The sequence below is a fragment of the Franzmannia pantelleriensis genome, assembly GCF_900102875.1.
GTDB classification, from domain to species: Bacteria; Pseudomonadota; Gammaproteobacteria; order Pseudomonadales; family Halomonadaceae; genus Franzmannia; species Franzmannia pantelleriensis.
In genome coordinates this window covers 72723-86102 of the sequence record NZ_FNGH01000004.1, presented here as the reverse complement: position 1 = coordinate 86102, position 13380 = coordinate 72723, and the positions used below count along the sequence as shown (strand labels likewise).

The 13380-nt window shown below is 65.2% G+C and carries 13 protein-coding genes; 6 read left to right on the top strand and 7 right to left on the bottom strand.

Annotated elements, in window-relative coordinates; genetic code table 11:
• Positions 1–2: 2 nt before the first annotated feature.
• Positions 3–635 (top strand): hypothetical protein, encoded by a 633-nt coding sequence (locus BLT16_RS06130; RefSeq protein WP_089657659.1) that lies wholly within the window; start codon positions 3–5, stop codon positions 633–635.
• Here BLT16_RS06130 and BLT16_RS06125 read toward each other — a convergent pair.
• From BLT16_RS06125 to BLT16_RS06105, 5 genes are all read right to left on the bottom strand, one after another.
• Positions 632–997, bottom strand: a complete 366-nt coding sequence (locus BLT16_RS06125) for a RidA family protein (RefSeq protein ID WP_089657658.1) — start codon at positions 995–997, stop codon at positions 632–634. The two genes, BLT16_RS06130 and BLT16_RS06125, sit on opposite strands and share 4 nt — an antisense overlap.
• A gap of 50 nt (positions 998–1047) precedes the next feature.
• The gene (locus tag BLT16_RS06120) at positions 1048–1902 is read right to left on the bottom strand and encodes a universal stress protein (RefSeq protein WP_089657657.1); all 855 of its coding nucleotides are present in this window, start codon (positions 1900–1902) and stop codon (positions 1048–1050) included.
• Between the two features lie 13 nt (positions 1903–1915).
• On the bottom strand, positions 1916–3406 hold the full coding sequence (locus BLT16_RS06115; protein WP_089657656.1) for a SulP family inorganic anion transporter: 1491 nt from the start codon (positions 3404–3406) through the stop codon (positions 1916–1918).
• A 563-nt stretch (positions 3407–3969) separates the two neighbouring features.
• Positions 3970–4761: a slipin family protein gene (locus BLT16_RS06110; RefSeq protein ID WP_089657655.1), complete on the bottom strand. Its 792-nt coding sequence runs from the start codon at positions 4759–4761 to the stop codon at positions 3970–3972.
• Positions 4762–4799: 38 nt separating this feature from the next.
• On the bottom strand, positions 4800–6266 hold the full coding sequence (locus BLT16_RS06105; protein WP_089657654.1) for an NfeD family protein: 1467 nt from the start codon (positions 6264–6266) through the stop codon (positions 4800–4802).
• Between the two features lie 238 nt (positions 6267–6504).
• Between BLT16_RS06105 and BLT16_RS06100 the strand changes: the two genes are divergently transcribed.
• The 5 genes from BLT16_RS06100 to BLT16_RS06080 are packed head-to-tail and all read left to right on the top strand — an operon-like array spanning position 6505 to position 11847.
• On the top strand, positions 6505–7182 hold the full coding sequence (locus BLT16_RS06100; protein WP_089657653.1) for a DUF3047 domain-containing protein: 678 nt from the start codon (positions 6505–6507) through the stop codon (positions 7180–7182).
• Entirely contained in the window at positions 7173–8285 is a 1113-nt protein-coding gene (locus BLT16_RS06095; RefSeq protein WP_089657652.1) for an aminoglycoside phosphotransferase family protein, read from the top strand. The genes BLT16_RS06100 and BLT16_RS06095 overlap by 10 nt, the downstream gene beginning before the upstream one ends.
• Complete coding sequence (locus BLT16_RS06090) at positions 8285–9511, top strand: ABC transporter substrate-binding protein (RefSeq protein ID WP_089657651.1); 1227 nt, start codon at positions 8285–8287, stop codon at positions 9509–9511. Before BLT16_RS06095 ends, BLT16_RS06090 begins: the two co-directional genes overlap by 1 nt.
• A gap of 15 nt (positions 9512–9526) precedes the next feature.
• Complete coding sequence (locus tag BLT16_RS06085; RefSeq protein ID WP_089657650.1) at positions 9527–11221, top strand: ABC transporter permease; 1695 nt, start codon at positions 9527–9529, stop codon at positions 11219–11221.
• Positions 11218–11847: an ATP-binding cassette domain-containing protein gene (locus BLT16_RS06080; RefSeq protein ID WP_089657649.1), complete on the top strand. Its 630-nt coding sequence runs from the start codon at positions 11218–11220 to the stop codon at positions 11845–11847. The genes BLT16_RS06085 and BLT16_RS06080 overlap by 4 nt, the downstream gene beginning before the upstream one ends.
• Here BLT16_RS06080 and BLT16_RS06075 read toward each other — a convergent pair.
• Positions 11842–12615, bottom strand: a complete 774-nt coding sequence (locus tag BLT16_RS06075) for a YiiX/YebB-like N1pC/P60 family cysteine hydrolase (protein WP_245701512.1) — start codon at positions 12613–12615, stop codon at positions 11842–11844. The two genes, BLT16_RS06080 and BLT16_RS06075, sit on opposite strands and share 6 nt — an antisense overlap.
• Before the next feature lie 184 nt (positions 12616–12799).
• Positions 12800–13252 carry a DoxX family protein gene (locus BLT16_RS06070; protein ID WP_089657648.1) on the bottom strand — a complete coding sequence of 151 codons (453 nt, stop codon included), beginning with the start codon at positions 13250–13252 and terminating at the stop codon, positions 12800–12802.
• Between the last annotated feature and the right edge of the window lie 128 nt (positions 13253–13380).

Sequence of the window (13380 nt, the reverse complement as noted above, 5' to 3'; positions counted from 1 at the left end):
GGATGAACGTCAAGACTTCGCCGGGCGCGACGACGCTAGCACTGATCATCGTGGTGGCGTTGGGGCTAGCCGGCCTGGGCCTGTCGCTCAGCGAGCTGCGCCTGCCGCTGGGCCCTCACGAGTTGGTGGCACTGGCCGTGTACGGTCTGGCGGTAGCGGGACTGATCTGCTTGCTGGCGCTGGTGGCGAGCCTGGTCGGCGGCTTGCGTGCCCAGCAGACGGCACTCACCCAGAGCCTCGAGACCCAGAGTCGCCAGCTGCGCGCTGCCGAGGCCGCCCAGCTGATGGAGCGCTTCGTGCATCAGGCCGAGGCGCTACTCGACAAGGAGAGCCTCGACCCCAACAAGCGCAGCGTGCTGCGCTGCCTGGCCGTCGATGCGATGCGCGGCAACACTGGTCGCGGCGACCCCAATATTTCACGCCTGGGGCGGCTGTTTGAATGGCTGGCCGGTGAAGCCGAACAGGCCAGCGGCGACAGCGCCCGTCTGGGCCTGATCGACCCGGTGCTGCGCCAGTACGCCGAGATCGCCGAGCAGCTGTGCCAAGTGGGCGAGTGCGATGCGGAACGCATGGCCGTATTTCTCCGCCACCAACCACGGCGCCCGACCACCTCCAGTGATGAGCCCGCTGATTAGGCCGCGCCGGGCACCAGCGCCGTCACGGTTATCTCTACCTTGAGTTCATCGGCGGGCAGTGGCGCACAGACACAGGTGCGCGCCGGCGCGTGCCCCTCGGGCACCCAGGCATCCCAGACCGCATTCATCGCTGCCACATCCTGACCATCCTTGAGGTAGATCGTCGCCGACAGCAGGTGCTCACGGTCGGAGCCGATCTCGGCAAGCAGCGCATCGACCCGCGCCAGCATGCTCTCGGTCTGGACAGTGATATCGCCGTGGCGCGCCTCGGGTCCTGCCACCTGGCCACACAGCCAGGCCACGCCGTTGTGGATGACCGCGCGGCTCATGCGCGCCTTGGTATCGTGTCGGGTAATCGACATGCAGGTTTCTCCTTGCGTTCTCAAATTAACATCATCGGTGCCGGGGGAAATCAACGCAGCAGCAGCACCGGCACGCTGGCACGGCGTAGCATTGCGGTGGTGGTGCTACCCACCAGCAGGTGACGAATCCGCGAGTGGCCGTAGGCGCCCATCACCAGCAGGTCGATCCCCTGCTCTTCCTTGTAGTTACGCAGGGTCTCCTCGACCTCGCCCGCGCGTATCGCGCCCTCGGCTTCGTGGCCGGCCTCGCGCAGGGTCTTCAGCGCCCACTCCAGCTGCGAGCGGTTGTCACCGGTCTCGGCGCCAACGATCACCACGTGTACCGGGATGCCCTCGAACAGCGGGCTCTTGGCGATCATCTCGATGCCCTTGCGGGTTGTCTTGCTGCCGTCAAAGGCGATCAACACCTTACTGGGTGTCTCAAAGCTATCCGGCACCATCAGGATCGGTCGGTGCAGGGTGCGGACGACCCGCTCGAGGTTCGAGCCCAGGTGATCCACCGCCTGGTGCGCGGTCTCGCCGCGTTTGCCGATCACCAGCAAGCGGATGTCGTTCTCCAACTCGCTGAGGGTCTCGACCAGAGTGCCGTTGCGCTGGCGGCTGCCCGGTTCGCTGACGCCAGCCTCCGCCGCCCGGGTCTTGGCCGCGGCCAACATTACCCGGCCCTGCTCCTGGGCCAGCTTGGCGCGCTGCTCGTCGAGACTCGCCAGCTCCTCCAGCAGGTGCTCTCGCGAGCCCAGGCCGATATTACCGGAGAGGTCCGCCTCAGCGACCTGCGGGTGGTTGTCCACCACGTGCAGGAAGGTCAGCGGCGCCGCCAGCGCCTGGCTGGCCCAGGCGGCGTAGTCGCATACGCCTTCGGAGAACTGCGAGCCGTCGATGGCGGCCATTACCTGATCTGTCATCGTACTTCGCTCCTCAGTGGCCACCCATCAGCTTGTCGACGGCGGCAGGGTCATTGTGCACAGCATAGCGGTCAACGATAGTGGCGGTCGCTTCATTGAGGCCAACCAGCTCGACCTCGGTGCCTTCGCGGCGGAACTTGATCACCACCCGATCCAGGGACTGGACGGCGGTAATGTCCCAGAAGTGGGCGCGGGACAGGTCGATGGTGACCTTCTCCACGCTTTCCTTGAAGTCGAAGGATTCACCGAAGCGCTCGGAGGAGGCGAAGAACACCTGGCCGACGATACGGTAGATGCGGCGACGGCCCTCGTCGGCCTCTTCGGAGCCGATATACAGGATGTTGCCGACCTTGTTGGCGAAGAACATCGCCGCCAGCAGCACGCCGACGAATACCCCAATGGCCAGGTTATGCGTAAAGACGGTGACCGCCACGGTGGCCAGCATCACGATATTGGTGCTCATCGGATGCTTCTTCAGGTCACGAATCGAGGCCCAGCTGAAGGTACCGATGGAGACCATGATCATCACCGCCACCAGCGCGGCCATGGGAATCTGCGATACCCAGTCGGCGAGGAACACCACCATCAGCAGCAGCACTACGCCGGCGATCAGGGTCGACAGCCGGGTACGCCCACCGGACTTCACATTGATCACCGACTGGCCAATCATCGCGCAGCCGGCCATGCCGCCCATCAGGCCGGAACCGATATTGGCAATGCCCTGGCCCTTGCACTCGCGGTTCTTGTCGCTGGGGGTGTCGGTCAGATCGTCGACGATGGTGGCGGTCATCATCGACTCCAGCAGACCCACCACGGTGAGCATCAGCGCGTAGGGCAGGATGATCCACAGCGTCTCGAGGTTGAGCGGCACGTCCGGCCACAGGAATACCGGCAGGGTATCGGGTAGCTCGCCCATGTCGCCCACGCTGCGGATATCCATGCCGCTGATCATGTACACCGCAGTCAATACCACGATGCACACCAGCGGAGACGGGATCGACTTGCCGATCGCCGGCAGATAGGGGAAGCCGTAGATGATCGCCAGACCCGCCACCGTCATGGCATAGACATGCCAGGTCACACCGGTCAGCTCCGGCAGCTGGGCCATGAAGATCAGGATCGCCAGGGCGTTGACGAAGCCGGTGACCACCGAGCGCGACACGAAGCGCATCAGCTCGGCGAGCTTGAGATAGCCGGCGATAATCTGCAGCACCCCGGTGAGCAGGGTGGCGGCCAGCAGGTACTCGAGGCCGTGCTCACGCACCAGGGTCACCATCAGCAGCGCCATGGCACCGGTGGCGGCCGAGATCATGCCGGGACGCCCGCCGGTAAAGGCGATGATCACTGCGATGCAGAAGGACGCGTAGAGGCCGACCTTGGGGTCGACCCCGGCGATGATCGAGAAGGCGATAGCCTCGGGAATCAGCGCCAGTGCGACGACGATGCCGGCGAGGGTGTCGCCCTTGAGGTTGGAGAACCAGCTCTGCTTGATGGTTGCGAACATTCTGCGGTCCAGTCGATGTTGTGATGGCCATGCCCGTAGGGCGCCAGGGTGCTATCGTCACGGGTTCGTGCAGCACTGCGATCAGTCGGGGATGTCGGCCGTATGGCGAACAGGGGGCTGTCCAGGCACGGAAGTGCCTGGCGATGAGCGATGCAGCGCCGAGGAGAGGTAGTGCGCTAGGGCGGCGTGGCGCCGGCCTGGAGGGTGCTGCGGGTCGTCACGGTTGAGGGTCCGTTACTCGAATCGGGTGACGGGTCGCGCTGCTGATCTCAAGATAGTAGACCTTGGTCGTAGCGCTGACCCCATGCGAGCCGCGGATTCTACCAGAGCTCACGCTGTATTGCATCTAAGGGGCGGGGAAGACAGGGCTATCGCAGATTTAGGCAGCACCGCTCGGAACTGACCGTCGACAGGCCTGCGAGGAGGCGCTGTGAACCCATCCCTGGGCGCTACCTTGCGCCATCCATGGCGCAAACCTCCTCTTCGACCTGTCCCCGGCGCCCTTCGCTTAGAGGAAACTGCGATCACCTTACCAGGCTGACGGCAGGCCTATCAGGCGTGAATCAGCCCTCGGGATCGGCGGCCTTGGGGGGCGTCGGCGCGGTCGCCGAGCCGCTCATCTGCTTGAAGGCCTCCATGATATCCATGGGCAGCGGGAAGACGATGGTCGAGGCGTTCTTGTTGCTCATGTCGTTCATGGTCTGCAGGTAGCGCAGCTGCAGCGCAGCGGAGTTCTCGGCCATGACGTTGGCGGCCTCGACCAGCTTGCGCGAGGCCTGCAGCTCGCCCTCGGCGTGGATCACCTTGGCGCGACGTTCGCGCTCGGCCTCGGCCTGACGGGCGATGGCGCGAATCATGCTTTCATCGAGGTCGACGTGCTTGATCTCGACGTTGGCGACCTTGATGCCCCAGGCCTCGGTCTGGGCATCGATGATCTCCTGGATATCGTCGTTGAGCTTGTCGCGCTCGGAGAGCATCTCGTCGAGGTCGTGCTTACCGAGCACCGAACGCAGCGTGGTCTGGGCCAGCTGGCTGGTAGCCACGGTAAAGTTCTCGACCTGGATGATCGCCCTCTCGGGGTCGACGACCCGGAAGTAGAGCACCGCATTGACCTTGACGGTGACGTTGTCCTGGGAGATCACGTCCTGCTCCGGCACGTCCATGGTGATCACGCGCAGATCGACTACCTGCATCTTTTGGATGCCGGGGATGATGATGATCAGGCCCGGCCCCTTCACCGATTGAAAGCGGCCGAGGAAGAACACCACGCCACGTTTGTACTCTGGCAGGATACGAATGGATGCCGCCAGTATCATCACCACCAATACCAGCGGTACGAGATAGGAAATCATCATGGCTGTCTCTCCTTGCATGCGTTGATGGTAGCGAACAATCAGGGCGAATCGGCGACGCTCTCATCCTTAGGGGCCACCTCGACGGTCAAGCCGTCGAGTGCCGTGACCGTCAGTGTCTGACCCTGACTCACCGGCGTGGGGCTATAAGCCTTCCAGGACTCGCCGTGCAGCCTGACGCGCCCCGCTCCTTCGAAATCCTCCAGCGCCACGGCGCGTGCACCGATCAGTTCCTCCTGACCGGTGCGTACCCGGGTCTTACGCAGCCCCATGAAGCGGGTCATCGTCCACAGCATGAAGACGGCGGCGACCAGCGCTACACCGCCGATCAGTGGCAGGGATACCTGCAGGTTGTCTGCGTCCATCAGAATCACCGAGCCGATTACGAAAGCCACGATTCCGCCAATGCCGAGCACCCCGAAGCTCGGCATCAGCGCCTCTCCCACGATCAGCGCCAGGCCGGCAAGAATCAAGGCCAGACCGGCGTAGTTGATGGGCAACACCTGAAAGGCAAACAGCGCCAGCAGCAGCGAGATGATGCCGATGGTGCCCGGGACAAGGCTGCCGGGGCTGGAGAGCTCGAAGATCAGCCCGTAGAAGCCGATGATCATCAGGAAGTAGGCAACGTTGGGGTTGGTGATCACCGACAGCAGTTGAGTTCGCCAGTCGGGATCAAAGCGTTCGATGGCCAGGTTGGCGGTCTCCAGGGTGCGCTCGCCGCGCTCCATCACTACCTCGCGGCCGTCGATCTGCGCCAGCAGGTCGTCGATGTCACTGGCCACCACATCAATGACGTTCAACTCCAGCGCTTCAGGCGCTGTGAGATTGACCGCCTCGCGAACCGCCTCCTCGGCCCAGTCCGCATTGCGGCCGTGGCGCTCGGCGAGGCCGCGGATATAGGACACCGCATCCTCGAGAACCTTACGTTCCATGGCCGTTTCACCGCGACGTGGTCCAGGTTCCTCGGCTGCCTCACCGTTACCGTCGGCCGCATCATCATTGCCATTGGCCGCCTCATCGTCCTGGCTGCCGTTGACATCGTCATCGGCATCATCGCCACCGATACCAGGCAGTCCGCCTCCTCCCATCTGTACCGGCGTCGCCGAGCCGAGATGCGTCGCGGGCGCCATGGCCGCCACGTGACTGGCATAGGTGAGGTAGGTACCGGCACTCGCCGCGCGGGCACCGCTGGGCGAGACGTACATCGCCACCGGCACGTCGGCGGTGAGCATGGCACGGATCATGTCACGCATGGACGCATCGAGCCCGCCAGGCGTATCAAGCTGCACCACCACCAGCTCGGCGCCCTCCTCGCTAGCCTGACGCAGCCCGCGCTGGAAATAGTCGCTGGTGGCGGGGCCGATGGCGCCGTCAATGGTCATCACCAGCGCCGTGCGCTGCGACTCCTGGGCCTGAGAGTGCCAGGCCAGCAGCGCGCCGACCAGCAGGCTCAACAGACTGACCCACAGCAGCCAACGACGGCGGGAAAGGGGCTCGCTCGTCAACATGATCCCTGTGCCTCACGTTACCGTTACAGATGTGATGCCGAGGACACCAGTTCGTTCACTCGACTTCGGCTAGCCATTCACCGAGTCTACGACGACACTCCATGCCAGCATGATCGCTACCGCCCAGCGTTGAAAGTCGAGCATGGCACCCAAGGGCTGCACCAGGGTCAAGATAGGCTGTAAGGCTAGGTCGCTAGCTGCGACTGAGCCTGAGTCATTGCTATTACAAGGATCTCGTATGCACCCGGCATTGCCGCTCTCAGGCACGATTCTGGTTCTCGCCGTCAGCTGGCAAGTGCTGGCCAGCGCCGCCACCTCGCATCAGGAGCCCCGCTTCGAGGCGGCCGACATCATCGACTGGCCGACACGCTCCTTCGAAGGCGAGACCGAGTATCGGCTGGTCGACAAGGATGGCCACGAGGTGCTCCAGGCCCGCGCGCGCCAGCAGGCGTCGGCCAAGTACCTGGAAGGCGAATTCGACCTCGACGAGACCCCTTACCTGCACTGGTGCTGGCGGGTCGACGGCATCTACCCGGGGCTGGACGAAACCACCAAGGCCGGCGACGACTATCCCGCGCGGGTCTATGTGGCGCGCAAGACCGGCCTACTGCCGTGGCAGGTGCAGTCGGTCAACTATGTGTGGTCGTCGACCCAGGCGGCCGGCAGCAGTTGGCCCAACGCTTTTACCTCCCGCGCCCAGTTACTTGCCCTGCAGGGCGGCGAGGCGCGTGTCGGCGAGTGGGTCGCCGAGGTGCGCGACGTGCGGGGGGATTTCGAAACGCTATTCGGCGACCGCGTCGACAGCATCGACGGTCTGGCGCTGATGGTCGACGGCGATAACGCCGGGGTCGACGGTACCGCCTGGTTTACCCATCTCGGCCTCTCCTCCAGCGACGAGGCGCCGACATGTCCATGATCTGCCTCGACAGCGTGCATGGTGCCCTGGCCAACACGCCCTGGGCCAAGGAGCCACTGCTGCCGCTGGAGGACAGCGGCCTGGCCCATTGGCACCTACGCCTGGGCGACAGCGGCTGGCTGCTGCGCATCCCCAAGCAAAGCCAGATGGGGCTGGCGCCGGCCGCTCACCTGGCCTACGAAGCGCACTGCTTCTCCCGCGCTGCGCCCAGCGGCGTCACCCCACCGCTGGCCGAACGCCTGCAGCCGGACTCATCGCTGCCCCGCGGCGCGCTGGTGGTCAAGGCCATTGAGGGGCGCCACGCTGCGCTGCCCGGCGATCTGGCGGCACTGATGCGCAGCCTCGCGGCTATTCACCGCCTGCCGCTGCCCGACGCGACAGTGCGCGAGCCACTGCTGGCGCCCCAGGACCCACTGTCGGCGATGTATCACGAAGTACTCGACCAGGCAGGCTACCTGGCCGAGGCCGGCCTCGAGGCGTCAGCCGAGCGCGCCATTCGCGGTGAACTCGACCAGTTCGCCGCCGCCCTCGATTCGCCAGGCCGCCCCCCTCAGCGGCTGATCACCTTCGATGCCCACCCTGGCAACTTCCTGGTCGATCACCGCGGCCAGGCCTGGATGGTCGATCTGGAAAAGGCCCGCTACAGCTACCCGGGCTTCGACCTGGCCCATGCCACTCTCTATACCTCGACCACCTGGGACCTCAACAGTCAGGCGGTGCTCGACAGCGATGCTATCCTGGCCGCCTACGCCGCCTGGGAAGAGGCCATGGGTGCTGTGGGCCGCGCCCATCGTGCCTGGCACCTGCCCCTGCGCCGCGCCATGTGGCTGTGGTCGATCACCTGGTGCGCCCAGTGGCAGGTGACCTCGGGGGCGCCGCCGCTACGCGATGCCCGCGGCCAGGACTGGTCGCAACAGCACAACAGCGACACCCTCAACGCCCACGTGCAGGATCGCGTGGCACACTATCTTTCGGCACCGGTGGTCGAGGCCATGGTCGCGGAGTTTCGCACCCTCGCCGCCGCCTTCGGCGACGATGCGCAGCGCCCCTTATCCACCGCTCCCCACGTCAATCTCAGCCAGTCACAAGGAACCCAACGCTGATGTCACTGCCTCGTACATGTCACGCTCTCGCCGCCAGCCTGCCGCTCGCCGCGCTGCTCGCCAGCCCCACTACCCTGGCCGCCCCTGACCCCGGCGACTGGCAAGCGGTGGTCGAAGAGGCCCGCGGCCAGACCGTCTACTGGCACGCCTGGGGCGGCGATGGTCGCACCAACCGCTATCTCGAGTGGGTGGCCGAGCGCATGCAGGCCGAACACCAGGTCGAGGTCATCCACGTCAAGCTCGGCGATACCGCCGAGGCGGTGTCGCGGGTGCTGGCAGAAAGACAGGCCGGCAACGACGACGATGGCAGCGTCGACCTGGTCTGGATCAACGGCGAGAACTTTGCCGCCATGCGCGACAGCGACCTGCTGTTTGGCCCCTTTGCCGAGCAGCTGCCGCACTTCGCGCTGACGCACCCCGAGCATAACCCCGAAGTGGTCACCGACTTCACGCTGCCTACCGACGGCTTCGAATCGCCCTGGGGCAAGGCCCAGATCACTTTCTACTACGATAGCGATGAGCTCGACACGCCGCCGACCAGCGTCGCCGAGATCAAGGCCTGGGCCGAGGACAATCCGGGGCGCTTCAGCTACCCCCGCATCCCCGACTTCACTGGCAGCACCTTTCTCAAGCAGGCGCTGATCGAGCTCAGCGACGCCGACGAGGCGCTCTACGCCCCGGTCGAGGAGAGCGACTTCGAGGCCGTCAGCGCGCCGCTGTGGGACTACCTGGATGACCTGCACCCGCACCTGTGGCGCAGCGGCCGGCAATTTCCCGCCAGCGGGCCGGATATGCTGCGCCTGATGGGTGACGGCGAGCTGGCACTGGCGTTCACCTTCATTCCTTCCGAACCCGCTGCCGCCGTGGCCGACGGCGAGCTGGCGCCGAGCACCCGCAGCTACGTGCTCGACGGCGGCACTCTGGGTAACGTGCACTTCGTGGCGATCCCCTACAACTCACCGCACAAGGCCGCCGCCATGCTGCTCGCCGACTTCCTGCTGACACCCGAGGCACAGGCCCACAAGCAGGATCTCGCCGTATGGGGCGACCGCACCGTACTGGATGTCTCACGCCTCGACGACGACCAAGCGGCGCGCTTCGAGCTCGACCAGGACAATCCCGCCATGCTGGCGCCGGACGCACTGGAGCAGACACTGGCCGAGCCTCATCCGAGCTGGATGGATGCCTTGCAGGAGGCCTGGCAGGCCCGCTACGTTGGCCGCTGATCACCAGGCGTTGTAATGCTAAGACTTGCCCCTTGGCTGATTACCGCCCTGCTGGTGGGACCGATCCTGGCAGGGCTGGCCATGGCCGCCCTGCCTGCCTTCGGCTACCTGCCGGCCCTCGGCGGCGACAGCCTGAGCCTCGACCCCTGGCGCGACCTGTTCGCCCAGCCCGGCCTGGCGCGTTCGGTGGCTATCAGCTTCAGCAGCGGTATCGCCACCACGGCGGTGTCGCTGACGGTGGTAGTGCTGTTCCTGGCCGGCGCATCGGGCAACCGACTGGATCGCTGGATACGCCGTATGGTTTCGCCGCTGCTGTCGATCCCGCATGCTGCCGCCGCCTTCGGTCTGGCCTTTCTTATCGCCCCCTCAGGCCTGGTATCACGGGCCCTCTCGCCGACAGTGACCGGCTGGGAGCGACCGCCGGACCTGCTTATCGTCCAGGATCCCTGGGGGCTATCACTGATGGCCGGGCTGGTGGTCAAGGAGATCCCCTTCCTGCTGCTGATGAGCCTGGCCGCCCTGCACCAGATCGATGCCGAGCATCGCGTGGCCCTGGCCCGCTCGCTGGGCTATCGCCCCACCATCGCCTGGCTCAAGGTAGTGCTGCCTTCGCTCTATCCGCTGATTCGACTGCCGGTGTTCGCGGTCATCGCCTACGCCTCATCGGTGGTCGACGTGGCAATGATCCTCGGCCCGACCCTGCCGCCGACGCTGTCCGTCTCGCTTCTGACCTGGTTCAACGACCCGGACCTGTCACGCCGCTTCATGGCCTCGGCCGGCGCCCTGCTGCAGTTGGGCGTCACCCTGGCGGCACTGGCCAGCTGGTGGGGGCTGGAGTGCCTGGTGCGGCGGCTGGGCCGGGGCTGGATGGCGGGCGGCCAACGTCAGCGCGGCGAACGACGGCTGCGCATCGCTGGCAAGGCGCTGATCCTGCTCGCTGCGATCACCGCCCTGGTCGGCATCGCCGGCCTGGCGATCAACTCTCTGGCCGGTTTCTGGCGCTTCCCCGACGGCCTGCCCCAGACCGTTACGCTGCAGCACTGGCAGCGTGCCCTGCCATCACTGGGCGGGCCGGTGGCCGCCACGCTGATGATCGCCGGCACGGCGACGCTACTCGCCGTAGGGCTGGTACTCGCCGCCCTGGAGAACGAGCAGCGCAGCGGGCGCCAGCCGGCCCAGGGCCAGCTCACGTCGGCACTCACCCTGCTCTACCTGCCGCTGATCGTGCCGCAGATCGCCTTTCTGTTCGGCCTGGTGGTGGTCATGGAAGCCCTTGGCACACGCCCCACCCGTTGGCTGGTGATCTTCGGCCATCTGCTGTTCGTGCTGCCTTATGTGTTCCTATCGATGTCGGAAGCCTACCGGCGCTTCGATCCGCGCTGGTCGCGGGTTGCGCTGACCCTCGGCGCCACGCCCAACGACGCCTTCTGGCGGGTACGCCTGCCGATGCTGCTGGCGCCGCTGTTGACCGCCATGGCAGTAGGCCTGGCGGTCAGTATCGGCCAGTACCTGCCGACCCTGCTGCTGGGCGCCGGACGTGTGTCCACCGTCACTACCGAAGCCGTGGCCCTGGCCGCCGGAGGCAACCGCCGCCTGATCGGCGTCTGGGCGCTGGTTCAGGCCAGCCTGCCGCTGCTGGGTTTCATCATCGCCGTGGGTCTGCCGCGGCTACTCTGGTCCAACCGCCGCGGAATGCGAGGAACGCCATGACTGCTCCCAGCCTCGAGTTCAACCGGGTGCATATCGCCCTGCACGGTCGGACGCTACTCGAGCTCGATGCCCGCGTCGCCCCCGGCGAGGTGCTCACGGTGATGGGCCCCTCCGGCTCGGGAAAATCGACCCTGCTGGCCTACGCCGCCGGCTTTCTGGCCCCGGCCTTCCAGGCCTCGGGGCAGGTTCTCCTCGGCGGGCAGGACATCACCACACTGCCGGCGGAACGGCGTGGTATCGGCCTGCTGTTCCAGGACCCGCTGCTGTTTCCGCATCTCTCGGTGGCCGGCAACCTGCGCTTCGGCCTGCCACGAGCGACGCCCGACAAGGCCGCTAGGGTCGAGACTGCGCTGGCCGACATCGGCCTGGCCGGCTTCGGCGCCCGCGACCCGGCCACGCTGTCCGGCGGCCAGCAGTCGCGGGTGGCACTGATGCGCCTGCTGCTCTCGGCCCCCAAGGCGGTACTCCTCGACGAGCCCTTCTCCAAGCTCGACACGGCGCTTCGCCACGAGATGCGCCAGCTGGTATTCGGCCGACTGCGTGACGCCGACCTGCCCAGCCTGCTGGTCACTCACGACAGCGAGGATGCCAGGGACGCCGGTGGTCAGATGATCGAGCTGTCATGAGCCGCCGCTGAACGCTTCCGGCGTTTCGTGCCACACCAGGCGATGCGGATCGAAACCGCGCTGTAGCGCTGGCTTGATAATCTGAAAATAGGGCGAAAGATCAAAATCCCTGGGCGTGAACAAGGAGTGGTGGCGGCGACGCAACACCCCGCCCGGCGCGCCATTGGATGCTATTTGTGGGCACTCTTCGATGGGCAGTATGGGGTATTGCACCGACTGAAAGGTCTGTGCGATCAACGTCGAACAGATCGCCCGGGTGGGGTCGCCACTACCCAGTGAAAGCATCCGCCGACGCCAGGGCACCGGCACCGGCGGTAATGGCAGCAGGTAGCGAGCCAGGTCGATGATATTGCGCAGGTCGTAGCGGTGACCCACACGCTGGCAGGCGAAACATAGCAGTGACTCTATTTCCTCGGCCGCAAGGCCCACGGGGCGACACAGGCGTAGCGGCACGTCGATGAATTCATCCCGTCCCACCAGGCGTACGCCCTCGGCAAGATCGGCTTCCACGAAGCAGTCTCCCGGGCGCCCTCCGGCGCCCTCGGCCGCTTCACTACCGACGTACAGTGCCGCGTGGGACCATGAGGATTGCGTGAGATACTTGATGACCGTGCTCAGCCGAGAAGAGCCCTCCACCAGCAACACATCCCCCGGCTTTAGATAGTCCAATACCTCGGGCTCACTTTGCGATGAAGAGCGGTGCCAGGGACGTGGCTGCGCAAGCCAGCAGCTCAGTCGATAGCCGCAGCCTTCCAGCATTTTCGTCATCTACGCCTCCCCGGGCCGCTACCTGCCACTCGCAACGCTCCCCCTGATGAGTCTTGGTCGCCCTCCTGGCCAGTCGCTTACTAGAACCACGTAAAAGGGATGGCGACAGCCGCTGTCCGGTGTTGATGGAGGCAAGCCGCATCACATCGGCACTGTCGGAGCGGGCGATGAGGCGCCGCCATATTCACTGACCGCAGTCACGCCTGGCTTTCCAACTGACGGGAGCGGGCGCTTTCCTGGCATCCAGCGCCAGCTGATCCTGATCGGCAAACGCCATTACCACCAGGCTCCCGGCAAAGATGATCAGCGACGGGTAGAACAGCGCATTGGTTCCTTCCAGAAACCAGCCCCAGGGATCGATCACTGAGGCAATGACCGCCGCCAGCGATACGCCATTGAGCAGCAGCTGGATGGGATATACCCAGCGCCTGGCAAAGCCGGCGATAATCAACAACCCCACTGCCATCTGGACCACTCCGGCAACCGGTAACCAGGTCTCGGCCGCGAGCAATCCGAAATAGAAGTTTTCGGCAATCGCCATGCTGTGATCGATATTCACGACCTTGTTGACGCCCCACACCAGGAGCAACCCACCCAGCGACACCCGCAGCAACAATAAGCTCAACCTTTTGGCCATCTCGCCTCCCGACTATTCATCAACGTGATACCTGAACTTTCTTCGTTCGAAAGAGAACGGATTCTTAGTAAGCTAGAAGCCGAATTCCTTACAGCTCCCCGGCGCCTTAATCAATCGACATTTTCTTA

Excerpts from the sequence above, each read along its gene's own strand:
- BLT16_RS06130 (WP_089657659.1), top strand. The coding sequence starts at position 3 with ATGAACGTCAAGACTTCGCCGGGCGCGACGACGCTAGCACTGATCATC.
- BLT16_RS06125 (WP_089657658.1), bottom strand. The coding sequence starts at position 997 with ATGTCGATTACCCGACACGATACCAAGGCGCGCATGAGCCGCGCGGTC.
- BLT16_RS06120 (WP_089657657.1), bottom strand. The coding sequence starts at position 1,902 with ATGACAGATCAGGTAATGGCCGCCATCGACGGCTCGCAGTTCTCCGAA.
- BLT16_RS06115 (WP_089657656.1), bottom strand. The coding sequence starts at position 3,406 with ATGTTCGCAACCATCAAGCAGAGCTGGTTCTCCAACCTCAAGGGCGAC.
- BLT16_RS06110 (WP_089657655.1), bottom strand. The coding sequence starts at position 4,761 with ATGATGATTTCCTATCTCGTACCGCTGGTATTGGTGGTGATGATACTG.
- BLT16_RS06105 (WP_089657654.1), bottom strand. The coding sequence starts at position 6,266 with ATGTTGACGAGCGAGCCCCTTTCCCGCCGTCGTTGGCTGCTGTGGGTC.
- BLT16_RS06100 (WP_089657653.1), top strand. The coding sequence starts at position 6,505 with ATGCACCCGGCATTGCCGCTCTCAGGCACGATTCTGGTTCTCGCCGTC.
- BLT16_RS06095 (WP_089657652.1), top strand. The coding sequence starts at position 7,173 with ATGTCCATGATCTGCCTCGACAGCGTGCATGGTGCCCTGGCCAACACG.
- BLT16_RS06090 (WP_089657651.1), top strand. The coding sequence starts at position 8,285 with ATGTCACTGCCTCGTACATGTCACGCTCTCGCCGCCAGCCTGCCGCTC.
- BLT16_RS06085 (WP_089657650.1), top strand. The coding sequence starts at position 9,527 with ATGCTAAGACTTGCCCCTTGGCTGATTACCGCCCTGCTGGTGGGACCG.
- BLT16_RS06080 (WP_089657649.1), top strand. The coding sequence starts at position 11,218 with ATGACTGCTCCCAGCCTCGAGTTCAACCGGGTGCATATCGCCCTGCAC.
- BLT16_RS06075 (WP_245701512.1), bottom strand. The coding sequence starts at position 12,615 with ATGACGAAAATGCTGGAAGGCTGCGGCTATCGACTGAGCTGCTGGCTT.
- BLT16_RS06070 (WP_089657648.1), bottom strand. The coding sequence starts at position 13,252 with ATGGCCAAAAGGTTGAGCTTATTGTTGCTGCGGGTGTCGCTGGGTGGG.